The 24,612-nt window shown below is 64.8% G+C and carries 24 protein-coding genes; 19 read left to right on the forward strand and 5 right to left on the reverse strand.

Features of this window, described 5'->3' with window-relative positions; all coding sequences use genetic code 11:
* The first annotated feature begins 38 nt into the window (after positions 1-38).
* Together ACTIEZ_RS00760 and ACTIEZ_RS00765 are read left to right on the forward strand one after the other, a co-directional pair.
* Positions 39-746, forward strand: a complete 708-nt coding sequence (locus ACTIEZ_RS00760) for a TetR/AcrR family transcriptional regulator (protein ID WP_439544731.1) — start codon at positions 39-41, stop codon at positions 744-746.
* A 27-nt stretch (positions 747-773) separates the two neighbouring features.
* Positions 774-2,147 carry a protein adenylyltransferase SelO family protein gene (locus ACTIEZ_RS00765; protein ID WP_439544732.1) on the forward strand — a complete coding sequence of 458 codons (1,374 nt, stop codon included), beginning with the start codon at positions 774-776 and terminating at the stop codon, positions 2,145-2,147.
* 31 nt (positions 2,148-2,178) lie between these two features.
* Here the strand turns inward: ACTIEZ_RS00765 and ACTIEZ_RS00770 are convergent, their stop codons facing one another.
* Positions 2,179-2,556, reverse strand: coding sequence for a histidine triad nucleotide-binding protein (locus ACTIEZ_RS00770; protein ID WP_439544733.1), 378 nt, complete (start codon positions 2,554-2,556; stop codon positions 2,179-2,181).
* Between the two features lie 204 nt (positions 2,557-2,760).
* On the opposite strand from ACTIEZ_RS00770, the gene rho reads away from it, so the two are divergent.
* Entirely contained in the window at positions 2,761-4,017 is a 1,257-nt protein-coding gene (rho, locus tag ACTIEZ_RS00775; protein ID WP_439544734.1) for a transcription termination factor Rho, read from the forward strand.
* Between the two features lie 195 nt (positions 4,018-4,212).
* Here the strand turns inward: rho and ACTIEZ_RS00780 are convergent, their stop codons facing one another.
* Positions 4,213-4,410 carry a hypothetical protein gene (locus ACTIEZ_RS00780; RefSeq protein WP_439544735.1) on the reverse strand — a complete coding sequence of 66 codons (198 nt, stop codon included), beginning with the start codon at positions 4,408-4,410 and terminating at the stop codon, positions 4,213-4,215.
* Positions 4,411-4,956: 546 nt separating this feature from the next.
* Here ACTIEZ_RS00780 and ACTIEZ_RS00785 point away from each other — a divergent pair.
* Complete coding sequence (locus tag ACTIEZ_RS00785; RefSeq protein ID WP_439544736.1) at positions 4,957-5,799, forward strand: HNH endonuclease; 843 nt, start codon at positions 4,957-4,959, stop codon at positions 5,797-5,799.
* A gap of 504 nt (positions 5,800-6,303) precedes the next feature.
* Here ACTIEZ_RS00785 and ACTIEZ_RS00790 read toward each other — a convergent pair.
* Entirely contained in the window at positions 6,304-6,882 is a 579-nt protein-coding gene (locus tag ACTIEZ_RS00790; RefSeq protein ID WP_439544737.1) for a TlpA family protein disulfide reductase, read from the reverse strand.
* Positions 6,883-6,885: 3 nt separating this feature from the next.
* Here ACTIEZ_RS00790 and argH point away from each other — a divergent pair, with 3 nt between their 5' ends.
* From argH to ACTIEZ_RS00820, 6 genes are all read left to right on the forward strand, one after another.
* Positions 6,886-8,271 carry an argininosuccinate lyase gene (gene argH, locus ACTIEZ_RS00795; protein ID WP_439544738.1) on the forward strand — a complete coding sequence of 462 codons (1,386 nt, stop codon included), beginning with the start codon at positions 6,886-6,888 and terminating at the stop codon, positions 8,269-8,271.
* Positions 8,268-8,519, forward strand: coding sequence for a hypothetical protein (locus ACTIEZ_RS00800; RefSeq protein ID WP_439544739.1), 252 nt, complete (start codon positions 8,268-8,270; stop codon positions 8,517-8,519). The genes argH and ACTIEZ_RS00800 overlap by 4 nt, the downstream gene beginning before the upstream one ends.
* A gap of 9 nt (positions 8,520-8,528) precedes the next feature.
* Complete coding sequence (lysA, locus tag ACTIEZ_RS00805) at positions 8,529-9,794, forward strand: diaminopimelate decarboxylase (RefSeq protein WP_439544740.1); 1,266 nt, start codon at positions 8,529-8,531, stop codon at positions 9,792-9,794.
* 131 nt (positions 9,795-9,925) lie between these two features.
* Complete coding sequence (locus ACTIEZ_RS00810; RefSeq protein WP_439545073.1) at positions 9,926-11,200, forward strand: MFS transporter; 1,275 nt, start codon at positions 9,926-9,928, stop codon at positions 11,198-11,200.
* On the forward strand, positions 11,197-13,368 hold the full coding sequence (locus ACTIEZ_RS00815; RefSeq protein ID WP_439544741.1) for a penicillin acylase family protein: 2,172 nt from the start codon (positions 11,197-11,199) through the stop codon (positions 13,366-13,368). The genes ACTIEZ_RS00810 and ACTIEZ_RS00815 overlap by 4 nt, the downstream gene beginning before the upstream one ends.
* Positions 13,369-13,376: 8 nt before the next feature.
* Complete coding sequence (locus tag ACTIEZ_RS00820; protein WP_439545074.1) at positions 13,377-13,832, forward strand: tRNA (cytidine(34)-2'-O)-methyltransferase; 456 nt, start codon at positions 13,377-13,379, stop codon at positions 13,830-13,832.
* Here ACTIEZ_RS00820 and ACTIEZ_RS00825 read toward each other — a convergent pair.
* Entirely contained in the window at positions 13,826-14,962 is a 1,137-nt protein-coding gene (locus ACTIEZ_RS00825; protein WP_439544742.1) for an acyl-CoA dehydrogenase family protein, read from the reverse strand. The genes ACTIEZ_RS00820 and ACTIEZ_RS00825 overlap by 7 nt on opposite strands.
* Positions 14,963-15,130: 168 nt before the next feature.
* Complete coding sequence (locus ACTIEZ_RS00830) at positions 15,131-16,318, reverse strand: acyl-CoA dehydrogenase family protein (RefSeq protein ID WP_439544743.1); 1,188 nt, start codon at positions 16,316-16,318, stop codon at positions 15,131-15,133.
* Positions 16,319-16,415: 97 nt separating this feature from the next.
* On the opposite strand from ACTIEZ_RS00830, the gene lgt reads away from it, so the two are divergent.
* From lgt to ACTIEZ_RS00875, 9 genes are all read left to right on the forward strand, one after another.
* Complete coding sequence (gene lgt, locus ACTIEZ_RS00835; protein ID WP_439544744.1) at positions 16,416-17,270, forward strand: prolipoprotein diacylglyceryl transferase; 855 nt, start codon at positions 16,416-16,418, stop codon at positions 17,268-17,270.
* Positions 17,267-18,274, forward strand: coding sequence for a class I SAM-dependent methyltransferase (locus tag ACTIEZ_RS00840; RefSeq protein ID WP_439544745.1), 1,008 nt, complete (start codon positions 17,267-17,269; stop codon positions 18,272-18,274). Before lgt ends, ACTIEZ_RS00840 begins: the two co-directional genes overlap by 4 nt.
* Positions 18,271-18,792: a GNAT family N-acetyltransferase gene (locus ACTIEZ_RS00845; RefSeq protein WP_439544746.1), complete on the forward strand. Its 522-nt coding sequence runs from the start codon at positions 18,271-18,273 to the stop codon at positions 18,790-18,792. The genes ACTIEZ_RS00840 and ACTIEZ_RS00845 overlap by 4 nt, the downstream gene beginning before the upstream one ends.
* Positions 18,774-19,559: a peptidoglycan editing factor PgeF gene (gene pgeF, locus ACTIEZ_RS00850; protein WP_439544747.1), complete on the forward strand. Its 786-nt coding sequence runs from the start codon at positions 18,774-18,776 to the stop codon at positions 19,557-19,559. Before ACTIEZ_RS00845 ends, pgeF begins: the two co-directional genes overlap by 19 nt.
* Before the next feature lie 58 nt (positions 19,560-19,617).
* Complete coding sequence (locus tag ACTIEZ_RS00855) at positions 19,618-20,535, forward strand: sulfite exporter TauE/SafE family protein (protein ID WP_439544748.1); 918 nt, start codon at positions 19,618-19,620, stop codon at positions 20,533-20,535.
* Positions 20,532-21,293 (forward strand): TIGR02186 family protein, encoded by a 762-nt coding sequence (locus ACTIEZ_RS00860; RefSeq protein ID WP_439544749.1) that lies wholly within the window; start codon positions 20,532-20,534, stop codon positions 21,291-21,293. Before ACTIEZ_RS00855 ends, ACTIEZ_RS00860 begins: the two co-directional genes overlap by 4 nt.
* Positions 21,294-21,466: 173 nt before the next feature.
* A complete protein-coding gene (locus ACTIEZ_RS00865; protein WP_439544750.1) occupies positions 21,467-22,312 on the forward strand; it encodes a cold-shock protein in 846 nt (281 codons plus the stop codon).
* A 183-nt stretch (positions 22,313-22,495) separates the two neighbouring features.
* Positions 22,496-22,843, forward strand: coding sequence for a hypothetical protein (locus ACTIEZ_RS00870; protein WP_439544751.1), 348 nt, complete (start codon positions 22,496-22,498; stop codon positions 22,841-22,843).
* A gap of 109 nt (positions 22,844-22,952) precedes the next feature.
* Positions 22,953-24,461 (forward strand): class I adenylate-forming enzyme family protein, encoded by a 1,509-nt coding sequence (locus tag ACTIEZ_RS00875; protein WP_439544752.1) that lies wholly within the window; start codon positions 22,953-22,955, stop codon positions 24,459-24,461.
* The last annotated feature ends 151 nt before the right edge of the window (positions 24,462-24,612 follow it).

Raw genomic sequence — 24,612 nt, forward strand, 5'->3', positions numbered from 1 at the left:
GAAAGCCCTTACCGTGGGGGTAAGGAAGATCGTCAATCGTGGCAACGCGTGCTCTTGATTCCCGTTCGTCGGCTCCGGCCCGCAGCAGCCGCAGCGCGGCGGCATCCGCCAAGTCTCTGGCCAAGGCGCCAGACATGCGCGCCCGCCGCTATGATCCGGCCGAAACCAAGTCGCGGGTTCTGGCCGCAGCCCATATGCTGTTTTCAAGGCAAGGCTTCGCGAACACCGGCACCGCCGATATCGCCCGTGAAGCCGATGTTTCGGAAGGCTCCATCTTCTATCATTTCGGTTCGAAAAAGGCGCTGCTCGAAGAGCTTGGCCGCCGCCATGGCGAAGCCATGATCGAAGCGATGGAAGCCGGTTACACGCTGGAGGAACTAGAGCCGGATATCACCATCCCGCGCGTTCTGCGGTTCGTGCGCGACAACATGATCTGGGAAGGCATGGAGGGGGATTGCGCCGAATGTGGCCCCAAATCCAAGATGGCTGCCACGCCGGACGCCGAGCCTTTCTATCATGCCGCCAAGGAAGTGACGACCAACTGGATTCAACGCCACCTCACCGCAGTGCTGAACAAGCAAGGCGTTACCGACGTGGAGATCGATCTGGCCGCCAGTTTCACCCATCACATCGTGGGCGATGCCATTGATCGCTGGCTGTGCGCGCCGAGCCCGGAAGAAGCTGACCGGATCGAGCGCGAAACCATCCGCTTCGTGCGCGCTGGCAGTGGATATCGTCTGGCCTGACGGCGCCGTACCGGCGATACCAATGCCATGACGCGCTTCCAGCCCGAAACCAGCATCCTGTCGCTTGGCCCGGATTTTTTCGATCCGGTGACAGCAGCGGATTTTCCGCAGACCAACCTGCGCTTCCGCAATGATCGCGCCGCAGCAAGCGTTGGCCTCGATCAGCTCAGCGACGCGCAGTGGCTCGATCATTTCGGCCGCTTTGCACCGCTGCCCGGCAGCCTGCCGCAGCCGCTGGCGCTGCGCTATCACGGCCACCAGTTCCGCAGCTACAACCCCGATCTCGGCGATGGCCGCGGCTTCCTGTTTGCCCAGATGCGTGATGGTGCCGGCCGGCTGATGGATCTGGGCACCAAGGGCAGCGGCACCACCCCCTGGAGCCGCGCCGGTGACGGCCGCCTGACCCTGAAGGGCGCCGTGCGCGAAATCCTGGCCACCGAAATGCTGGAAGCCTTGGGGGTGAACACCAGCCGCACCTTCAGCGTCATCGAAACCGGTGAGCGGCTGGTGCGCGGCGATGAACCCTCGCCCACGCGCTCGGCGGTGCTGGTGCGACTGAACCACAGCCACATCCGCTACGGCAGTTTCCAGCGCCAGGCCTTCCACCAGAATCGCGACGGCCTGCATGCCCTCGTCGAATATTGCCTGACCAACCTCGCGCCAGAGGCCAGAGGCCCGACCCCGGTGGCGGCGCTGGTCGATCACGCCGTACAAGGCGCCGCGCGATTGGCAGCCCAATATATGGCCGCCGGCTTCGTCCATGGCGTGCTCAACACCGACAATATCAACATCACCGGCGAAAGCTTCGATTACGGGCCGTGGCGGTTTGCGCCGGCCTGGGCTGCCGGCTTCACGGCGGCCTATTTCGATCATGGCGGGCTTTATGCGTTCGGGCGGCAAGCCGAGGCACTGCAATGGAATCTCTATCAACTCGCCAATGCACTGCGCCTGATCGCCGAAGTCGATGAACTGAAAGGTCCGCTGGAAACCTACCCACAGCGTTACCGCGCAGCGCTGTCGGATGCCGTGCTCGGCCGGTTGGGCGTCAAACGCCTGGGAGCAGATCGTGACGAGACGCTGGTGGATGCCATCCAGGCCGCACTGGTCGCCACGCAGATGGACCCGGATCGCTTCTTTTTCGATTGGCGCTGCGGCATGCGGCGCGGCCAATCCCCGGCGGACCATCATTACAGCCACGAAGGCTTCACCGATTTTCTGGCGTTGATTCCCGATTTCGCGGCCGATGTGCCTACTCACGCCTACTGGGCCGACGACGCCCCCTGCACCATGCTGATCGACGAAGTGGAAGCCATCTGGACCGCCATCGCCGACCGTGACGACTGGGCGCCGCTGCACACCAAGATCAGCGCCATCCGCGGCATGGGCGAAGCGCACCACTAACCCCTCTCCCTTTTCGGGAGATGGTAAAAGCTCACCGCACCAGCATCGGCCCCAGCGGTTTGCCACCAAACACATGCACATGCAGGTGCGGCACCTCCTGGTGCGCAGCCAGCCCGGCATTGGCCAGCAGGCGATAACCCGGTGCTTCCAGCTCCAGCATCCGCGCCACCTCACCCACGGCACGCACGAAGCCGGCAATCTCCGCTTCGCTGGCAAGGTGCGAAAAATCCGCCCAACTGCGATACGGCCCCTTGGGGATCACCAGCACATGCACCGGCGCCTGCGGATTGATGTCATGAAAGGCCAGCGCATACTCAGTCTCATGCACTTTGCGGCAGGGGATTTCGCCGCGCAGGATGCGGGCGAAGATATTGTCCTTGTCATAGGGCCCCAGGGCTTCCACTGGCATCGCATTGCTCCTGCTGAAGATCAGACCTGTGCTATCATCGTCAGCCGCGTCCTCACAAGCGCGCTTGACGCTGCCCCGCCTGCACACTACGGCCCATCACAGGCCCGCGCCCGTCCTGGTGTGCGACAACGGCCTTCCACCTTGAATATCATCGCCGGCCGCTCAGCGCCCGTGCCAGCACAACAAGCTTTGGGAAGCGTGCACATGCACCTGCAAGAACTGAAAAAAACCTCGCCGGCCGACCTGGTGGCCATGGCCGAGGAAATGGGCGTCGAAAACGCCTCCACGCTGCGCAAGCAGGATATCATCTTCGGCATCCTGAAGGCCGCGGCCGAAGCCGGCACCGAAGTGATGGGCAGCGGCACCATCGAAGTGATGCCCGATGGCTTCGGCTTCCTGCGCTCGGCGCAATCCAATTATCTGGCCGGGCCGGACGATATCTATGTCAACCCGCAGATCCTGCGCCGGTTTGGCCTGCGCACCGGCGATACGGTGGAAGGCGAGATCAAGGGCCCGCAGAATGGCGAACGCTATTTCGCGCTGACCCGGGTGACCAACATCAATTTCGATGATCCCGAAGCCGTGCGCCACCGGGTGAATTTCGACAATCTCACCCCGCTTTACCCCAACGAGAAGCTTAATCTCGACATCTCCGATCCCACGGTGAAGGACAAGACCGGCCGGGTGATCGACATCGTATCGCCGCTGGGCAAGGGCCAGCGCTGCCTGATCGTGGCGCCGCCGCGCGTCGGCAAGACGATGATGATGCAGAATATCGCCCGCAGCATCTCGGCCAACCACCCGGAAGTGTTCCTGATCGTGCTGCTGATCGACGAACGCCCGGAAGAAGTCACCGACATGCAGCGCACGGTGAAGGGCGAGGTGATTTCCTCCACCTTCGACGAGCCGGCCACCCGCCACGTGCAGATCGCCGAAATGGTGATCGAAAAGGCCAAGCGCCTGGTGGAACACAAGCGCGACGTGGTCATCCTGCTGGACAACATCACCCGCCTGGGCCGCGCCTACAACACGGTGGTGCCAAGCTCCGGCAAGGTGCTGACCGGCGGTGTCGATGCCAACGCCCTGCAGCGCCCGAAGCGCTTCTTCGGTGCGGCGCGCAACATCGAGGAAGGCGGCAGCCTCACCATCATCTCCACCGCGCTGATCGACACCGGCAGCCGCATGGATGAAGTGATTTTCGAAGAGTTCAAGGGCACCGGCAACAGCGAAATCGTCCTCGACCGCAAGATCGCCGACAAGCGCGTGTTCCCGGCCATCGACATCGGCAAGAGCGGCACCCGCAAGGAAGAACTGCTGGTCGACAAGGCGACGCTCGCCAAGATGTGGGTGCTGCGCCGGATCTTGATGCAGATGGGCTCGACGGATGCGATCGAGTTCCTGCTCGATAAGATGAAGGATTCGGTGAATAATAAGGACTTTTTTGATGCTATGAATCACTAACGAGTGAGGCGGCGCGAAAATAGCGTCAGCTATTTTCCGACTCGCCGAACGGTCGGCCAGCGAACGAAAAGGGCAGCCCTCAGGCTGCCCTTTTTGATTCGTCTGACGGCGTGGCTCCGCCACGCTCTTCCTTTTCCCTTCCTTCACCCAATCCAGCGGACTCGGCGGCTCAGCCGCCGGCCGCCAGGCCCAAACTCAGCCCATTTGGGCGGCCCTTGCGGCACGCATTGTCCCGATCTGAGAAAGAGCAGATGTTTTGCGGATGGCTTGCGGATGCGCCAGTCGATGGCGGTCTTGCCGGGAAGCAGTTTTGACTGAATTGACGATTCCGGCAGGAATCAGCTTTGAAAACCCATGTTTTTCGCGCTGCGCACAGTCTGCGGACAGCAGCATGATGACAGGCTTTGCCCCTGTAGGACAGGGCGGGCATCAGCCTGCCACCGAAAGCCGCTGTCAAGATGGTCATGTCCAGAAGGGGGGTGGATCTCAGGTTGTCTGCTTCTGGAATCCGAACCAAACAATGCGGACATGATCGGTTGCACATCATTCTCAACAAGACAATTCTATTATCAGATGATATGAGCGTACGGGAATGTTTAGGAACTCGAAATGTCCGAGATAATCTACTGCTGGCGATGTGCCATGGACATACCGATGCTTGACGACGCGGAGTTTGACGCGCTGAATGCCATACTGTCTAACAAGTCTGAACCTGACCGACGCCAGAAAGTGCTCGATTACTATTTCGATATAACTGGCTTTCAAGAAACCAATTTGAATGCGATCGCGCATCACCGTATCACTATATATGGGCCGCCCTGCCCTAGCTGCGGACGAAGGCTGAGAACGCCGCGCGCTAAATTTTGTGCGGATTGTTTATCCCCGGCTCACGAATAGAAAGACTGTGCTAGCTATAATTTCATAGAATCAAGGAAACAGATGGTCGCAATTTCAGATTTACAGCCGACGCAACGGCGTCTTGTATTCGATCTTGTCGAGGAGGCGGGATATGATGTCTCCGGTTGGATTAAAAGTTCCAACGATCCGCGCGGCCCCAAAGCCAATCCGGCATATTGCTACGAATGGGCGTTCGTCGAGCCAGGGAAATTGATCGTTCTGAATTTCTGGCATTCTGACATTAAAGACGAGGATGGCAGAATCGTTCAACGAAAAAATTTCCGAGATGATGCTGAATACCACCGAAGCGTCACTCGTAAGACAACATGGGCCAAGCGTGCCCAACGGGTGGATGAAGCCCTTCAGACCGCGTGGAAAGAAAATCTGCCAGTTCGTGTAATAATCAACACAGGTAACCAGCGCACCCGAGACGATCCTGGGCTTCGGCCTTCAGAGGTGCGCGCTCGTGAACTGGATACAGAGCCTTGGACCATCGCCGACTATGAGATTGGAACGGGTCGGCTCCTACTGGTGAGAGGAACACTCGGACCAAAGTATGTCGATCAGTTCGATTTGGATGTAGCCCTAAAGACGGAGACTCGGCGGATAGAAGTTGCCACGACGTCGTTTATCCGTGATCCGGCCGTGCGGCGGCGCGTGCTCAGTCGTTCAATGGGCATATGCGAGCTGTGCAAGCGTCCTGGCTTCGAAATGGCCAGCGGTGCTGTCTATCTTGAGACCCATCATATTATTCCATTGGCGTTGGGCGGGTCTGACTCCGACACCAATGTTGTAGCGCTATGTGCGGATGATCACCGCCGCGCGCACTTTGGGATCGACCGCGACAGCATAGCTTCTCACCTTTTGGCAATCGCTAGGCGCTGACCAGGCAGGCGCTGAGCGCGTTTACGGCGTCGAAATCGGCTAGGACTGTAATCGGTTTGATCATCGCATCACCGACGTCCCCTTTCGCGCTTAGTTCGACGGCTAACCTCCCGAGCCTTTCGGGATGACCATTCGTAGTTCGGGGTGGCCGTCTCAGCGTTCGCTTGGCTACCTGTCCCACAATGGTCGGTTGGACGCACGATGGTGTCCTGCAAACGCGGACCTTCGCGAGTCCAATATGGAATGGCTTAGACGGGATCGACAGCCGACATGGCCATTCGGTGGTCTGGAATGGCGGCTAACCACGTGCGACTATCCGAAACTTGCCTGTCCGCAACCGGCCCAATGCCAGCTACTAAAGCAGCACTGCATCATGGTCCGCTTTACGGCGGCACAGGAAGAATGGCCTTACACCGCAACTAGGGCGTAACCAGCCGAGCCCAAACTCAGCCACGCAGCAAAACCCACCCCCACCCCCTCCCGCAAGCGGGAGGGGAGCAGCCCTCACCCCACAATCGCCTTGCGCACCTCAGCCGATTCCCAATCCAGCGTGCCGGCCACCCGCCAGATCTCCTTGCCTTCCTCATCATACAGGATCGTCACCGGCAGCCCGCGTGCTTTCACCGCTTCGGCAAAGCTGCCCGGCTGGTCCAGCCCGGTCTCGATATTGGCGAACTTGCCAGTGCCCCAGAATTTGTCGACTGCCTGCCAGCCTTCCATGTCCTGCGAAATCGGCAGCACCATCACCGGCACTTCGCCGGCCAATTTGTCCAGCGCCGGCATTTCGGCGATGCACGGCGCGCACCAGGTTGCCCACAGATTGACCAGCATCTTCATGCCGGCATGATCGCCCAGCTTCTGCTTGGTGCCGCCCTTCATTTCCCAGCTTACTGCCATCGGGCCGGGTTCGCCGGCGTGGCTGCGATCGATGGTGTTGATGGCGGCCGGCGCAGCAGCAGCGGTGGGGGCCGCGGCGCCCTCGGCTTGCGGGGGGGCGGGCTTTGCCGTATCGCCGCCAGCGTTGCAGGCGGTGAGCAGCAGGGCGGCCGCAACGGTAACAACAGGGGCGAGAGGCAAGCGCATATAATGTCCTCGGAAACGAACAGCATGTGGGGCGGCCGGTTTGGCGCCGGCCCGTCGGCAGTGATGCGGGAGATAAACGCCTCCATCGCCATCGACAAGCGGCTGTGGCGTCAAGACATCGCCGGCAGCCGCGCGCATGTCGCCATGCTGGGCGCCACCGGTATCTTGAACGCCGAAGATGTCGCCGCCATCGATGCCGGCTTGCAGCAGGTGGCGGCCGAATATGAAGCCGGCGGCCTGGTGGAAGACGCCGCGCTGGAAGACATTCACATGCATGTCGAAACCCGCCTGCGCGCGATCATCGGGCCCGCCGCCGGCCGGCTGCACACCGCGCGCAGCCGCAACGATCAGGTAGCGGTGGATTTCCGGCTGTGGACGAAAGCCGCCTGTGCGGAGGCCGATGCGGCGCTGAAGGGCCTGATCACCGCACTGCTGGCCCGCGCCGAGGAACATGCCGACACGATCATGCCCGGCTTCACGCACTTGCAGGTCGCGCAGCCCGTCACGCTGGGCCACCATCTGATGGCCTATGTCGAGATGTTCGGCCGGGATCGCGGCCGCTTTGCCGATGCGGCGCAGCGCATGGACGAAAGCCCGCTGGGCGCCGCCGCACTGGCCGGCACCAGCTTCCCGATCGACCGGCAGATGACAGCAAGCGCGCTGGGCTTTGCCGGCCCGACTCGCAACAGCCTGGACAGCGTATCGGATCGGGATTTCGCGCTGGAATATCTGGCCGCCACCCACATGACCGGGCTGCACCTGTCGCGCCTGGCCGAGGAAATCATCATCTGGGCCAGCCAGCCTTATGGGTTCATCACCCTGCCCGATGCCTGGTCTACCGGCAGCAGCATCATGCCGCAAAAGCGCAACCCCGATGCCGCAGAGCTGGTGCGCGCCAAATCGGGTGCGTTCCTCGCCGCCTACACCCGCCTTTCGGTGGTCATGAAGGGCCTGCCGCTGGCCTATTCCAAGGACATGCAGGACGACAAGGTGACGGTGTTTGCCGCCTATGATGATCTTGGCCTGTGCCTCGCCGCGATGACCGGGATGATGGAAACCATCAGCTTCAACCCCGCAAAGCTGCGCCAAGCCGCCAACAGCGGCTTTTCCACCGCCACCGATCTGGCCGACTGGCTGGTGCGGGTGGCTGGCGTGCCGTTCCGCGAAGCCCATGAAATCACCGGCAATTGCGTGAAGGCCGCCGAAGCCAAGGGCAGCGACCTGAATGGGCTGACCGATGCCGAACTCGCCGCCATCGATGCGCGCATCACGCCGGCGGTGCGCGATGTGCTGAGCGTGGAGGCCAGCGTGGCCAGCCGCACCAGCTTCGGCGGCACGGCACCGGCCAATGTGCGCGCGGCGATTACCGCCGCCAGGGCGCGGCTGTGAGGCGCGCGCTCGCCCTGGCTGCGCTGCTGCTGCCAATCACGCTTGGCGCCTGCGGCAAGCAGGGCGCGCTGGAGCCGCAAGCCGGCCGCCCCGCCCCGCAGCGCGGCGCCACACAGATTCGCGCCGCCACCCCGCAGGAAATGCTGCAGCTCGATCCGCAGGCCGTGCCGCAGCGCGTCGATGACAATCAGGGCCCGCTGCCCGAACGCGGCAATGATCCGTTCAACCTGCCGCCCCCCCGCCAGTAAAGACCCGCCATGGACCATTTCCAGTTTCGCGACGGCGTGATGCACGCCGAAGATGTCAGCCTTGAAATGCTGGCCGCCAGCGTCGGCACGCCATTCTACTGTTACAGCAGCGCCACCATCGAGCGGCATTATACCGTTTTCCGCGATGCCGTCGCGGGCCTTGGCAGCGGTGATCCGCTGGTGGCCTTCGCCGTCAAATCCAATCCCAATCTCGCCGTGCTGGCCACGGTCGCGCGGCTGGGCGCCGGTGCCGATGTCGTTTCCAGCGGCGAACTGGCGCGCGCGCGCGCCGCCGGCATCCCCGCACAGCGCATCGTGTTTTCCGGCGTCGGCAAGACGCGCGCCGAACTCGCTGCCGGCATCGAGGCTGGCATATTGCAGTTCAATGTCGAATCCGAAGCGGAGATCGACATGCTGGCGCAGGTTGCGGCGGCCAAGGGCGCAACAGTGGAACTGGCCATCCGCATCAACCCGGCGGTGGACCCCAAGACCCACGGCAAGATCAGCACTGGCGGCGCCGATGCCAAGTTCGGTATCCCCTGGGAACGCCTGCCCGCCGCCTTCGCGCAGGCTGCCGCACACGCCCATCTGCGCCCGGTGGGCCTCGCCGCGCATATCGGCAGCCAGTTGACCGATCTCAGCCCGGTGGAAGACACGATCCGCAAGCTGGGCGCCCTGGCCCGCGACCTCGAAGCGGCCGGCCATGCCATCAAGCGCATCGATGTCGGCGGCGGGCTCGGCGTGCCCTATCAGCGCGACCTGCCGCCGCCGCCCAGCCCGGCCGATTATGCCGCAATGGTGTCGCGCGCCACCGCCGGCTGGCCGTGGCGGCTGATGTTTGAACCCGGCCGCATGATCGTCGGCAATGCCGGCGTGCTGGTGTCCGAAGTGATCCTGACCAAGGAAGGCGCCTCGCGCCATTTCGTGGTGGTCGATGCCGCGATGAACGATCTGCTGCGCCCGTCGCTGTACAACGCCTGGCACGACATATTGGCCGTGCGGCCCAAGACGGCGCGCACCACCGCAACGGTTGTCGGCCCGATCTGCGAGACCGGCGACACCTTCGCCACCGATCGCGAGATCGAGGATGTACAGGCCGGCGATCTCGTCGCCTTCATGACCGCCGGCGCCTATGGCGCGACCATGGCCAGCACCTATAATTCGCGGCCGTTGGTGCCCGAAGTGATGGTGAAGGGCGCTGAGTGGGCGGTCGTGTCCCAGCGCAACCAGCCCGCCGCCATGCTGGCGCTGGATGCGAAGGCGCCGTGGTTGTGAGGACCCCCACCAGGAAGAACACGTCATGCTGAACTTGTTTCAGCATCCATGGGATCAGCGCCCCGCAATGCATGCCCTTTGGGGCACGCGTCCCATGGATCCTGAAACAAGTTCAGGATGACTGGGTGTTTATGGTGAAGCCGGCCCCGCCCTCCCGCATTCTCGCCGCCAGCCTCGTCGGCACGGCGGTCGAATTCTATGATTTCTATATCTACGCCACCGCCGCCGCGCTGGTGTTCGGGCCGTTGTTCTTCCCGTCCGACAACGCCGATCTGCAACTGCTGCTCAGCTTCGCCAGCTTTGCCGTCGCCTTCGTCGCCCGCCCGATCGGCGCGCTGGTGTTCGGTCATTATGGCGATCGGCTCGGCCGCAAATCCACGTTGGTCGCCTCGCTGCTGCTGATGGGCGGATCGACCTTCGCCATCACCTTCCTGCCGACCTATGCCGTCATCGGCGTGGCCGCGCCGGTGCTGCTGTGCCTGCTGCGCTTCGGGCAGGGCTTTGGCCTGGGCGGTGAATGGGGCGGCGCGGCGCTGCTGGCGGTGGAAAATGCCCCGCCGGGCTGGCGCGGCCGCTATGGCATGTTCCCGCAATTGGGCGCGCCGGTGGGCTTCATCGCGGCGAACGGCCTGTTCCTGGCGCTGGGCCTGTGGCTGGACGATGGCCAGTTCATCGATTGGGGCTGGCGGCTGCCGTTTGCCGGCTCCATCCTGCTCGTCGGCATCGGCCTGTGGGTGCGGCTCAACATATTGGAAACGCCGGCCTTCGCTGCGATGGCGCGCCACGAAAAGCCCCCCGCCGTGCCGCTCGCCGAACTCATCCGCCACCACGGCCGCGCCACCTTGTGCGGCATCGCTGCGGCCGTCACCTGCTTTGCCATCTTCTACATCGCGACCGCCTTCGCGCTCGGCTATGGCACGACGGCGCTGGGCTACACGCGCAGCGCGTTCCTGCAATTGCAATTGGGCGCCATCCTGTTTCTCGCCGCCGGCATCATCCTCGCCGGTTATCTGTCCGATCGCAGTTCCCCCAATCGCGTGCTGATGATCGGCAGTATCGCCAGCATCGGGGTCGGCGCCGCGATGGGCCCGCTGATGCAGGCCGGCAGCGGCGGCGTGTTCGCCTTCCTGGCGCTCAGCCTGTTCGTGATGGGCTTCGTCTATGGGCCATTGGGCGCCTTCCTGCCCGGCCTGTTTCCGGCGCGTGTGCGCTATACCGGCGCCAGCGTTGCCTTCAACATGGGCGGCATCATCGGCGGCGGCCTCACGCCGGTGATCGGCCAGGCGCTGGCCAGCCAATATGGCATCGGCGCCGTCGGCTGGTATCTCGCCGGCGCCGCAATCGTCAGCGCCGCGGGCCTCGCCCTCTTGCCCAAGGAGGACCGGCTGACTAGCGTTGCGGCATGATCGCACACCGCTTCCTGCTCGCCCTGCTCCTGTCCGCGCCGGCGCTCGCCTCCCCCGAAACCGACCGTTGGGACCAGCGCAAGGCCGCCGTCACCATCACCCGTGACGATTTCGGCATCCCGCACATCAAGGGCAAGACCGACGCCGACGCCGTGTTCGGCATGATCCACGCCCAGGCCGAGGATGATTTCCACCGCGTCGAAACCAATTTCATCAATGCCATGGGCCGCCTCGCCGAAACCGAAGGCGAAGCGGCAATCTGGCGCGATCTGCGCATGAAATTGTTCATCGATCCGGCCGAGCTGCAAGCCGATTACAAGCGCGCACCCGGCTGGCTGAAATCGCTGTGCGTCGCCTGGGCCGATGCGCTGAACCATTATCTCGCCACCAACCCGCAAGTGAAACCGCGCGTCATCACCCGCTTCGAACCCTGGATGGCGCTCAGCTTTTCCGAAGGCAGCATCGGCGGCGACATCGAAAGCATCAACCTCGCCCAGTTGGAGGCGTTCTACACCGGCCAGCCGGCGAAACTGTCCGCTATCGATCTGGGCAGTGAGCGCCCGGAACCGTCAGGCTCCAACGGCTTCGCGCTGGCCCCCAGCCGCAGCACATCGGGCGACGCGCTGCTGCTGATCAACCCGCACACCAGCTTCTATTTCCGCTCCGAAGCCAAGGTCGAAAGCGGTCAGGGCCTCGATGCCTATGGCGCCAGCACCTGGGGGCAGTTCTTCGTCTATCAGGGCTTCAACCGCCATGTCGGCTGGATGCACACCTCGTCGGGCGTCGACAATATCGATGAATTCGCGCTCACCGTCGAACAGCGCGGCGGCAAGCCGCATTATCTGTATGGCACCGATTGGCGGCCACTGGTCGAAAAGACCATCGCCATTCCCTTCAAGGCGGCCGACGGCAGCCTGCAATCGCGCCGTTTCACCACCTGGCGGTCACACCAGGGGCCGGTGATCCGCAGCGAGAATGGCAAATGGATCGCCATCGCGCTGATGCACCGCCCGGTGCCGGCGCTGGAACAAAGCTTCCTGCGCACCAAAACCCGCGATCTCGCCAGCTATATGCGGGTCGCCGCGCGCCGCGCCAATTCGTCCAACGCCACGCTGTTCGCGTCAGCCAAGGGCGAGATCGCCTATCTCCACCCACAATTCGTGCCGGTGCGCGACAATCGTTTCGACTGGAGCAAGCCTGTCGATGGCGCCGATCCCGCCACCGATTGGCAGGGCGAGCACAGCCTGGAAGAACTGCCCAGCGTCGCCAACCCGAAGAGCGGTTTTGTGTTCAACACCAACAACTGGCCATGGACCGCCGCCGGGCCGGACAGCCCGCCGCAGGCCGCCTTCCCGCGCTACATGGACAAGGCCGGCGAGAATCCGCGCGGCCCCAATGCGCTGCGGCTGCTGAGCGGGGACCGGAAATTCGATCTCACCAGCCTGCTCACCGCTGCGTACGACCCATTCCTGCAAGGCTTTGCCGATACCATCCCCGGCGTCGTCAAGGCCTGGGACGCATTGCCGGCCGGCGATGCCTTGAAAACGCGACTCGCTGCACCCGCCGCAACGCTGAAGGCCTGGGATTTTCGCACCGGTGAAGCCTCGGTCGCCACATCCCTGGCGATGGTCTGGGGTGACGAGATGATCAAACGCCACGGCGCCGCCGCCCGCAGCGCCGAAACCGGCCTCACCGTCTATCTGGCCAGCAGCAAGATCAGCGATGCGGAGCGGCTGGCCGCGCTCGACACCGCCGTCACCCGCCTGACGGCCGATTTCGGCAAGTGGGATACGCCATGGGGCGAGATCAACCGTTTCCAGCGCCTGACCGGCAATGTGCACCAGACCTACGACGACGCCCAGCCCTCCACGCCGATCGGCTTCGCCAGCGGCACCTGGGGCAGCCTGGCGTCCTTCGGGTCAAAACCGCGTGATGGCACCAGGCGCTGGTATGGTGATTACGGCAACAGCTTCGTCGCCGTCGTGCGCTTCGGCAAGGATGGGCCCGAAGCCCGCGCCGTTCACGCCGGCGGCATCAACAGCAACCCGGCCTCCCCACATTTCCGCGATCAGGCCGAGCGTTATCGCACCCACGATTTCCGCCCGGTCTATTTCACCGACGCCCAGTTGCAGGGCCACACGGAGCGGACCTATCGCCCCGGCGAATGAGCGGCCCGATGCGAATCGCGCTGTATGAACCGGAAATCGCCGGCAATGTCGGCGCCGTCCTGCGGCTGGGCGCCTGCCTGGGCGCTGCGGTCGATTTGATCGAGCCACTGGGTTTCGTGTGGGACGATGCCCGCGTCCGCCGCGCCGCGATGGATTATATCGATCATGTGCACATCACCCGCCACGCCGATTTCGCGGCGTTTCAGGCCGCGGTCGCACCGGCCCGGCTGATCCTGTTCACCACCAAGGCCCAGCAATCGGCCTATGATTTCCAGTATTTGCCGGGCGATATCCTGCTGTTCGGCAAGGAAAGCGCCGGCGTGCCGATCACGGTCGCCGAACGTTGCGACGCCCGCGTGCGCCTGCCGATGCGCGCCGAGGTCCGATCGATGAACCTCGCCATGTCCGCCGCGCTCGCGCTGGGCGAGGCGCTGCGCCAGACGGGCGGCCTGCCCCCTCAATAACCCAGCGTGCGCGCCAACCGGTCGCTGTGGAACGCCGCATCGCCGAACGTCTCCTGCGCGGCGCGGGCGCGTTTCATGAAGAAGCCGATGTCGTAATCGTCGGTCATGCCGATGCCGCCATGCATCTGCACGCCTTCGTTGGTGGCCAGGATCGCCGCTTCGCCGGCCTTGGCCTTGGCCAGCGAGACATACAGCGGCGCCCGATCATCGCCTTCATCCAGCGCCTGCAGCGCCTTCAGCGTTGCCGATCGCGCCAGCTCCAGCTCGCAGAACAGATGCGCGGCGCGGTGCTGCAGCGCCTGGAAGCTGCCGATCTTCTGGCCGAATTGTTCGCGCTGCTTCAGATAATCCACCGTCATCGTGAAGGCCGTGCCCGACACCCCCAGCATCTCGGCCGCCAGGCACGCGCGGCCGGCGTTCAGCATCTTTTCCAGGATCGCATGGCCTTCCCCCACCGTGCCGAGCACATCGGCGCCATCGACCTGCACGTCGCTCAACGTCACCTTGGCGGCATTGCGGCTGTCCACCATCGACCGCCGCGCCACCTCAACGCCTGCGGCCTTGGGATCGACCAGAAACAGCGTGATCCCCGCCGCATCATCCGTCTCGCCGCTGGTGCGCGCCGCGACGATCAGCGTGTCCGCGACATGCCCATCCAGCACGAAGCCCTTGACGCCGTTCAGCTTGAAGCCATTGCCCGCCGGCGTTGCGGTCGTCGCGACATGCGTCGGCTTGTGCCGCGCCGCTTCATCGGCCGCCAGCGCCAGCAGATGCGCACCTTGGGCGATCAGCGGCAGATATCTGGCCTGCTGCTCGGCGGTGCCGTGCTTCAACGCCGTGGCGCCCAGCACGGCGGTGGACAGCATCGGCGCGGCGGACAGATTCTTGCCCATTGCCTCCAGGATGATGCCGGCCGCGACATGCCCCATATCCGCGCCGCCATGCGCTTCGGGCACCAGCACGCCGGCAAAGCCCATCTCGGCGATCTTGGCCCAGGTGCCGCGCGAAAAGCCGTCGGCATCGTGGCTGTCGCGCAAGAGCCGATGCTGCGCGACCGGGGCTTCGTCGCGGAAAAACCCGTCCGCGCTGTCGCGGATCATCTGTTGGTCTTCGGTAAGTACAAGAGCCATGGTTTTCCTCCCCTGCCTTCCCTCTTTCTGCTCCCCTCCCCTTCAGGGGAGGGGTTGGGGGTGGGGAAGTGATTTCAATGTGCGAATATGGGTACGCGCGGCACAACCCCACCCCCGGCCCCTCCCCTGAGCCGCAGGCCAGCGGAGCTGAACGGGAGGGGGGAGGGGTTACGCCCCCGGCAATTCCAGCACACGCTTGGCGATGATGTTGAGCTGCACTTCCGACGTGCCGCCCTCGATGCTGTTCGCGCGTGACCGCAGCCACGACCGCGCCAGATCGCCCTCACCCTTTTCCTCGCCTTCCCAGGCCAGGCCATCCGAACCGCGGATCGACATCAGCAACTGCATCCGCTCCTTGTTGAGTTCGGTGCCATAATATTTCAGCATCGAAGACAGCGCGCCGGTGCCCTGGCCCTGCTTGGCCTCCGCCAGCGTGCGTTCCATGGTCAGCGCAAAGGCCCAGGCGTTGATCTCGTGCCGGCTGATATCGGTGCGCAGTGCGGTGTCGGCCAGGATCGCTGCATCCAGCCCGATCTGCCGCTTGGCGACGTTCGACACCGAATCGCGCATGCCGCCGCCGGTGGAATCGCTGCCGCCGATCATGTCGCGTTCGTGGGTGAGCAGATATTTGGCGATATCCCAACCCTTGCCGGGCGTGCCCATCAGATCCTTCTTGGGCACCTTCACATTGTCGAAGAATGTCTGGCAGAATGGCGATGCGCCCGAAATCAGCTTGATCGGGCTGGTCGATACGCCCTCGCTGGCCATGTCGAACAGCAGGAACGAAATCCCCTGATGCTTCGGGCCACTGCTGTCGGTGCGCACCAGACAGAAAATCCAGTCCGCCTTGTCGGCATAGCTGGTCCACACCTTGCTGCCGTTCACCAGATAATGGTCGCCCTTGTCTTCCGCGCTGGTCCGCAGCGAAGCGAGGTCTGAACCTGCGCCCGGCTCGCTATACCCCTGGCACCAGCGGATTTCGCCGCGCGCAATCTTCGGCAGATGCTCCAGCTTCTGCGCTTCATTGCCATATTTCAGTAGCGCCGGCCCCAGCATCCAGATGCCGAAGCTCGACAGCGGCGACCTGGCCTTGATGCGCCCCATTTCCTCGCGCAGCACCTTGGCCTGTTCACGGGTCAGCCCGCCGCCGCCATATTGCGTCGGCCATTCCGGCACCGTCCAGCCCTTGGCACCCATGCGCTCCAGCCACAGCCGCTGCGCGTCGTTCTTGAATTCGCAGTTGCGGCCGCCCCAGCACACATCCTCGTCACCGCGGATCGGTTCGCGCATTTCGGGCGGGCAATTTTCTGCCAGCCAGGCGCGCACATCGGCGCGGAATGCATCAAGATCGGACATCAACAGCCTCCCACTGGAAAAACCACCCGCGGCCTTTATGGTGCACCGCGATGCCAACGCCAAGCTGGCAGTTGCGATGGAAGTTCCGGGCCCAACCATGATCGATTTGTTTCAGGCTGCTGTGGATTTCACCACCCTGCCGCTGCGCCCGGAAGCCTTCACCATCCCGGCACTCAGCGTCGGCGGCAGCGAATGGGGCCCGTTTGCGCTGCGCTGGTACAGCCTGGCCTATATCGTCGGCATCGCCGCCGCGTGGCTGTTGCTCACCCGCATGATCCGCCGGCCCGGCGCACCGCTCGATCAAAAACGCCTCGATGATTTCATCACCTGGGCGACGCTGGGCGTCATCGGCGGCGGCCGGCTCGGCTATGTGATCTTCTACAATCCCGAAAAATACATGGCCGATCCGATGGAGATCATCCGGCTGTGGGATGGCGGCATGAGCTTTCATGGCGGCTGTTTCGGGGTGATCGCCGCCTGTTTCCTGCACGGCTGGGCGGCCCGCTATAATGGCCTGCGCCTGCTGGATTATGTCGCCACCGTCACCCCCATCGGCCTGGGGCTGGGCCGCGTCGCCAATTTCATCAACGGCGAATTGTGGGGCCGGCCCACCGGCACCGATTGGGGCGTGATCTTCCCCGGCGCCGGGCCAGAGCCACGCCACCCCAGCCAGCTTTATGAGGCCGTGCTGGAAGGCGGCGTGCTGTTCATCATCCTTACCGCGCTGTTCTGGCTGACCCCGGCGCGGCTGCGGCCCGGCTTGCTGGCTGCGGTGTTCGGCATCGGCTATGGTCTGTCACGCTATATCGTTGAAAATTATCGCGAACCGGATCGGCAACTGGGTTTCCTCTCCACCGGCCTGACCATGGGGCAGACGCTGTCGCTGCCGTTGATTTTGGCGGCCGTCGTGCTGCTGCTGGTGGCGCTGCTGCGCAAGCCCGTGCCGGCGTGACGCTGGCCGAAACGCTGCGCGCCCGCATCGCTGCCGACGGGCCGATGCGGCTGGATGCGTGGATGGCGGCCTGCAACCAGGCCTTCTACGCCAGCGCCGATCCGCTGGGCCGCGATTTCACCACCGCGCCGGAAATCAGCCAGATGTTCGGGGAGATGATCGGCGGCTGGATCGGCGATCTGTGGCTGCGCGCCGGGGCGCCTGCCTTCGATCTGGTCGAGCTGGGGCCCGGGCGGGGGACTTTGCTGGCAGACAGCCTGCGGGTGCTGGCGCGGTTGCCCGGTCTGGCGGCGGCGCTTCGGCTGCAACTGGTGGAGACGAGCCCCGTGCTGCAGGACGCGCAGGCGGCGCGGCTGGCGGGCTGGCCGGTGCAATGGCACGGTGCGGTGGCTACGCTGCCGGCTGATCGGCCATTGATCATCATCGCCAACGAATTTTTCGATGCACTGCCCATCCGCCAGCGGCGCGGGGGCCAGGAATTGCATATCGACCTGACCGGCGATGATTTTGCGCCCCTCTGGCTGCCCGCCGACGGCCCGGATGCCGAATGGAGCGAGGCTGCGGCAGACGTGATGGCGCAACTGTCGGCGCGACTGACCACGCACGGCGGCGCGGCCTTGATCATCGATTACGGCCATGACGGCCGCATCGCCGGTGACACGCTGCAGGCGCTGCGCGGCGGCGAGCGCGTCAGCCCCTTCACCGATCCCGGCGCCCATGATCTCACCGCCCATGTCGATTTCGGCGCCCTGGCCATCCTTGCGGCCGCGCACGGCCTCGCCTGCCACGGCCCGGCGCCGCAGGGCGCGTTTCTCGGCCAGCTCGGCATCGCCGCCCGCGCCGCTGCGCTGCAATTCGGCAAGCCCGCCGGCCAGGCCGCCATCATCACTGCGGCCCTGCAGCGGCTCACGGCGCCGCAGCAAATGGGCGCCATTTTCCGGGCGCTGGCCTGCACCGCGCCGGGCTGGCCAGCGCCGGCCGGTTTTGGCATGGCGGCGCCATGAGCCACCCCCTGATTACGTACCGTGATGCGGCGCCCGCCGATGGCGCCGTGCTCGGCGGCATCGCGCGCGCCACCTTCATCGACACGTTCGGCACGCTGTACAAACTCGACGATCTCGCCGTCTTCCTCGAGCAAGGGAATGACGCCGCCTATGCAGCCGAGCTCGCCGATCCCGATATCGAAGTGCGCTTTGCGGAAACCGGCGGCACGCCCATCGGCTTCTGCAAGATCAGCAAGCTGTTGCTGCCGGCCCCCGATCCAGCGCCGAACGCCGCCGAACTGCGCCAGCTCTATGTCTACAAACCCTGGCACGGCCTCGGCCTCGCCGATGAACTCACCCGCTGGGCGATGGATCGGGCCCGCGCGCGCGGCGCCAGCGAAATCTGGCTCAGCGTGTTTACCGCCAACACCCGCGCCCGGCGATTTTATGCGCGCCATGGCTTTGCCGAAATCGCGCCCTATGCCTTCATGGTGGGCACACAGGCTGACGAGGATATAATGTGCCGGGCCAAGCTGTAGATTTTCTGACCGTGCCGGCGCTGCATGGCGTGCGCCACGGCTTCTGCACGCGAATCGGCGGGGTTTCCACCGGCCTGTTCGCCAGCCTGAATGTCGGGCTGGGCAGCAGCGATGAAAGCACCGCCGTGCAGGAAAACCGCCGCCGCGCCGTGGCCGCCGTGGCACCGGGCGCGGACCTGGTGACGCTGTACCAGGTGCATAGCGCCACGGTCATCCCGGTCATCGCAGCCTTCGCCGACGACGAACGCCCGCAAGCCGATGCGATGGTGACCGCCACGCCCGGCCTGGCGCTGGGCATTCTCACCGCCGATTGCGCGCCGATCCTGCTGGCGGATGCAGCAGCCGGCGTGATCGGCGCGGCGCACAGCGGCTGGAAGGGCGCGCTCGCCGATATCGGCCCGGCCACCGTGGCGGCGATGGTGGCGCTGGGCGCGCGCGAAGATCGCATCGTGGCCGCCATCGGGCCAACCATCGCGCAGCGCAGTTACGAGGTGGACAACGGCTTCCGCGACCGCTTCTGCGCCGCCGATCCAGCGCACGACGCCTTTTTCCGGAGCGGCAAACCCGGGCCCAAGGGCGATCATTTTCAATTCGATCTGGAAGGCTTCATCGCCGCGCGTCTGGCGGCCGCCGGCGTGCGCACCGTGATCGCGATGGGCGTGGACACCTATCCCGATGCCGCCCGCTGGTTCAGCTATCGCCGCACCACCCATGCCGGGGAGCTGGATTATGGCCGGCAATTGTCGGTGATTGCGCTGCCGGGGTAGCGGGCGCCGCTACTCAGCGATTCCCTTTTCCCGCACACCGCCCTACACCGGTCGGCGCATGGACATCTATCTGCCCATTGCCGAAATGTCGGTGAACGCGCTGGTCATCGTCCTGCTGGGCGGCGGCGTCGGCTTTCTGTCGGGCATGTTCGGCGTCGGCGGCGGCTTTCTCACCACGCCGCTGCTGATCTTTTACGGCATCCCACCCGCCGTTGCCGTCGCGTCGTCGGCCACGCAGATCACCGGATCGTCGGTATCGGGCGCGCTGGCCTATTGGGAACGCGGCCAGGTCGATGTGAAGATGGGCCTTGTCATGGTGCTGGGCGGCATCATCGGCGCCGGCATCGGCCAGGTGGTGTTCCGCATCCTGCAGGATTTCGGCCAGATCGATGTGGTGATCAGCCTGATCTATGTGCTGTTCCTGACGGTGATCGGCGGGCTGATGCTGTGGGATTCGCTGGTGGCGCTGCTGGCCAGCCACCGTGGGCAGACGGCGCCGACAAGGCGGCTGCGGCACCGGCCCTGGGTGGCGGCGCTGCCGTGGCCGATACGCTTTCCCAAATCGGGCCTCTATATCTCGCCGATCGCGCCGCTGGTGCTCGGTGCGGCTGTTGGCATCCTCACGGTCATCATGGGCATCGGCGGCGGCTTCATCATGGTGCCGGCCATGGTCTATATCCTGGGCATGCGCGCGCAGGCGGTGGTCGGCACCTCGTTGTTTCAGATCATCTTCGTGACGGCAGCGACCACGCTGCTGCACGCCACCGCATCGCAGACCGTCGATATCGTGCTGGCGCTGCTGTTGCTGGTCGGCGGCGTGGTCGGCGCGCAATATGGCGTGCGTGCGGCCCAGAAACTGTCCCCCGATCGCTTGCGGCTGGCGCTGGCGGTGATCGTGCTCGGCGTGTCGGTGCGGCTGCTGATCGGGCTCACCTGGACACCGGCCGAGCCTTTCGCCCTGTTTGCCGCGACATGATGCGGCGCATCGCCCTTCTGATGTGCGCCTGGACCCTGCTGGGCGGGGCGGCGCCGATCCGGCTGATCACGCAGCTCAGCCAGGCGCGCATCGATATCAACACCAGCTTTCGCGGCGCCGAATTGCTGGTGTTCGGCGCCATTCAGTATCCGCGCGGCGCCGTGCCCGATGCACCGCCCGATATCGCGGTGGTGGTGCGCGGCCCGGCCGGGCCGGTTACCGTCCGGCAAAAAGCGCGCGTCGCCGGCATCTGGGTGAATGCCAAGGGCGTGCGTTTCGAATCGGTGCCGGGCTTTTATGCGGTGGCCGCCACGCAAAAGATCGAAGCGCTCGCCGATGAGCGCACCACGGCCATCTATGAAATCGGCATCCGCAACCTGCAATTGTCGCCGGCCAGCGGCGCCGATGAAGCGACGACGCGCGCCTTCGAAGCCGGGTTGATTTCCACCCGCCAGCGCCAGGGCCTGTTCGCCGAATCGCCAGGCGGCGTGCAGGTGACGCGCGGCGTGCTCTATGCCGCGCGCATCGCGCTGCCGTCGGCGGTGCCAGTTGGGGATTATACCGCGGAAATTCATCTGGTTGGCAACGGGCGGGTGCTGGCCAGCACCTCGACCGGCTTTGCCATCGGCAAGTCCGGATTCGAACGCTGGGTCTATGTGATGGCGAAGGAGCGCAGCCTGCTCTATGGCTTGGCAGCGGTGGGCGCCGCCCTGCTGGCGGGCGGGCTGGCCGCGCTCGTCACCCGCCGGCGCTGGTGAAGCGGCCGCGGCTGCACCGGGTAAATTCCGCTGTCAATATTCGACTCGCGTGGAATCTTGATTTGGTATAGCATCTGCCTCGGCGCAATATCGGCCGGCTGCTTTGGAAATTTCACCGCATCGCCCGACAAGCTCCAGCAACGCAGACAATAATACGGATTTGGAATTAGGTAATGAGCTTTGATCGACGCGGACGTGGTCCGGGGCGCGGTGGATTTGACAAGCGCGAAGGCGGGTTTGACAGTTTCGAGGATGCGGGTCGCAGCTTCGGTGGCGGCGGCTTCGGCGGCGGCGGTGATCGTTTCGGTGGCGGCGGTGGAGGCCGCGGCGGCTTCGGCGGCGGTGGTGATCGTGGCGGCTTCGGCGGCGGCGGCGGCGGTGATCGCGGCGGCTTCGGCGGCGGCGGCGGTGGTCGTTTCGGCGGCGGCGGCGGCGGCGGTGGTTTCGGCGGCGGTGGTCCGCGCCGTGAACAATCGCCGGGCATCATCATCGGCACTGGCCGTGGCACGGTAAAATTCTTCAACGCGCAAAAGGGCTTCGGCTTTGTGGTGCGTGAAGATGGCGGCGAAGACGTGTTCGTGCACATCTCGGCCGTGGAAGCCGCTGGCCTGACCGGCCTGGCCGATGGCCAGCCGCTGGAATTCACCCTGTCGGAACGCAATGGTCGCGTGTCGGCCACCGAACTGAAGATCGACGGCGAACCGCTGCCGGTTTCGGATCGGGCCCCGCCGCGTGAACCGCGCGAAGGTGGCTTCGAACGCCGCCCGCCGGCGCCGCGCAGCGATCGTCCGGCCCCGATGGGCGACGGCCAGCGCGTTGATGGTACCGTGAAGTTCTTCAACGGCACCAAGGGCTTCGGCTTCATTCAGCGCGACGATGGCGCGCCGGATGCGTTCGTGCACATCTCGGCCGTGGAACGCGCCGGTTTCGCCAACCTCAACGAAGGCCAGCGCGTCTCGTTCGAGCTGGAAGAAGACCGTCGCGGCAAGCAGGCTGCGGTGAACCTGCAGCCGCTCTGAACCACGGGTTCAAGCGCAAATAAAAAGGGGCGGTGGCCAGGTGGCCGCCGCCCTTTTTTGCTTCCGCACCGCGCCCACCTTGCCCCGCGCCCGCCCTGCGTCACCATGCTGCACTGCGGCAATAGCGCCCGCGACCATGCTGACCGTGACAGGCGCGTAACAATCCTGCCATGTCTCATACGCATGCCCGGGCCATTCCGCCCGGCAACAGAACGGAGTTTCGCCATGCTGGCCAATAATGTCGTGCCGATCCTGATGACCGTGTTCACCCTGATCACCCTGTCCGGCTTTGTGGCCTGGGCGATGATCCTGGTGCCGCCGCAGCTGGAGCGCCGCAAGGTCCGCGAAATCGCCATGCTGACCAGCGGTGCCGAGCTGCTCGCCGATGCCATCGCCCGCCACAGCGGCGACGCCAACCATCTTGCCCGCCTCAGCGCCAACTACACCGCCCACGCCCGCGCGCTGACCCAGCTCGGCCAGCCGGTGCCGTCGCTGGCCGGTGAGCCGTCGCCGATGGCACGCGCCGCGTAACGGCGCCAAACATAACGCCGCGTAACGGCGCCACACACAACGCCGCGTAATAGGGCACCCGTCCAAGAAACCAGTTTACACGCCGGGGCTGGCTGGCAAGTTGCTGGCCATGACCAGCCCCGACAACATCTTCGATTTCCCCGCCGCGCTCGCTGCCAACGCAGCGGCCATGCCGGACCACACTGCGGTGATCTGCGGGGATCAACGCCTGACCTGGGGCGCCTATTGGCAGCGCGCCGAACGTCTGGCCGCCACACTGGCAGCGCACGGCGTCGGCCCCGGTGACAGCGTCGCCAGCATTGCCCTGTCCAGCGTCGATTATGCCGTGCTGTGGGCAGCGGTGCTGCGTCTGCGCGCCACCATCGCCCCGCTGGCGCCCAGCTCCACACCCGATCAGATCGCCGCCATGGTCGCCGATTCCGGGGCGCAGCTGGTCTTCGTCGATGCCGCCAACCGCGCTGAATTCGGTGCCGTGCTGGCTGGGCGCACCTTGGTCGATCTCGATGCCCTCGATGGCTGGCTTGATCCCGATGCCGTGCTGCCGGCGCTCGCCCCGCTCGATGCCAGCGCCGGCTTCAACATCATCTACAGCAGCGGCACCACCGGCACCCCCAAGGGCATCGTGCAAAGCTGCGCGATGCGATCCCTGCACATCACCGGCGGGCGGCGCATCGGCTATGGCCCGGATTGCGTCACCCTCTGCTCCACGCCGCTCTACAGCAACACCACGCTGGTCAGCTTCATCCCCACCCTCGCCTGGGGTGGCACCGTCGTGCTGCTGCCGAAATTCGATACCGCGAAATGGCTGCACCTGGCCGAAACCCACCGCGCCACCCATGCCATGCTGGTGCCGGTGCAATATCGCCGCCTGCTCGCCGATTCGGGCTTCGATGCCACCGATCTGTCGTCGCTGCAGATGAAATTCTGCACCTCCGCGCCGTTCGCTGCCGAACTGAAGGCCGAAGTGCTGCGCCGCATGCCGGGCGGCCTGATCGAATTTTTCGGCATGACCGAAGGCGGTGTCGGCTTCATGCTCGTCGCCCACGAACATCCCGACAAATTGCACACCGTCGGGCTACCCCAACCTGGCCACGAAGTGCGCATCATCGATGAAGACGGCAACGATGTGGCACCGGGCACACCGGGCGAGATCGTCGGCCGTTCGCCGGCCACGATGAACGGCTACCGCAACCGCCCCGATCTCACCGCCAAGGCCTATTGGATCGATCCCACGGGCAAGGAATGGCTGCGCACCGGCGATATCGGCCGGCTGGATGAAGACGGCTTCCTGACCCTGATGGACCGCGCCAAGGACATGATCATTTCCGGCGGCTTCAACATCTACCCGTCCGATCTGGAGGCCGTGCTCGTCACCCTGCCGGGCGTGGTCGAAGCGGCGGTGGTGGCCATGCCGTCCGACGCCTGGGGCGAAACGCCGGTGGCGTTCGTGGTGGCGCCGGGCGCCGATCCGGAAGCTCTACGCACCGCCGCCAATGCGCAGTTGGGCAAGACCCAACGCCTCGCCGCCGTTGTGCTCGTCGACGAATTGCCGCGCAGCCACATCGGCAAGGTGCTGAAACGCGAATTAAGGGACAGCTTCAACGGAAAGGTGGCGTAACGCCGCCAGCGCCGGAGCAGAGGATACGCCCGCCTGCGCGCGGAAATCGGCCGCTGTCCTACACCGCCGCAATCATGGCATCATATCCGTGGAGCAGCATCAGGCTGCGCGCAATCATATGGCATCTGCGGCGCCAATAAATCTGCAAAAG

This window comes from Sandarakinorhabdus sp. (assembly GCF_051860625.1).
In the GTDB taxonomy this organism is placed as follows: domain Bacteria; phylum Pseudomonadota; class Alphaproteobacteria; order Sphingomonadales; family Sphingomonadaceae; genus Sandarakinorhabdus.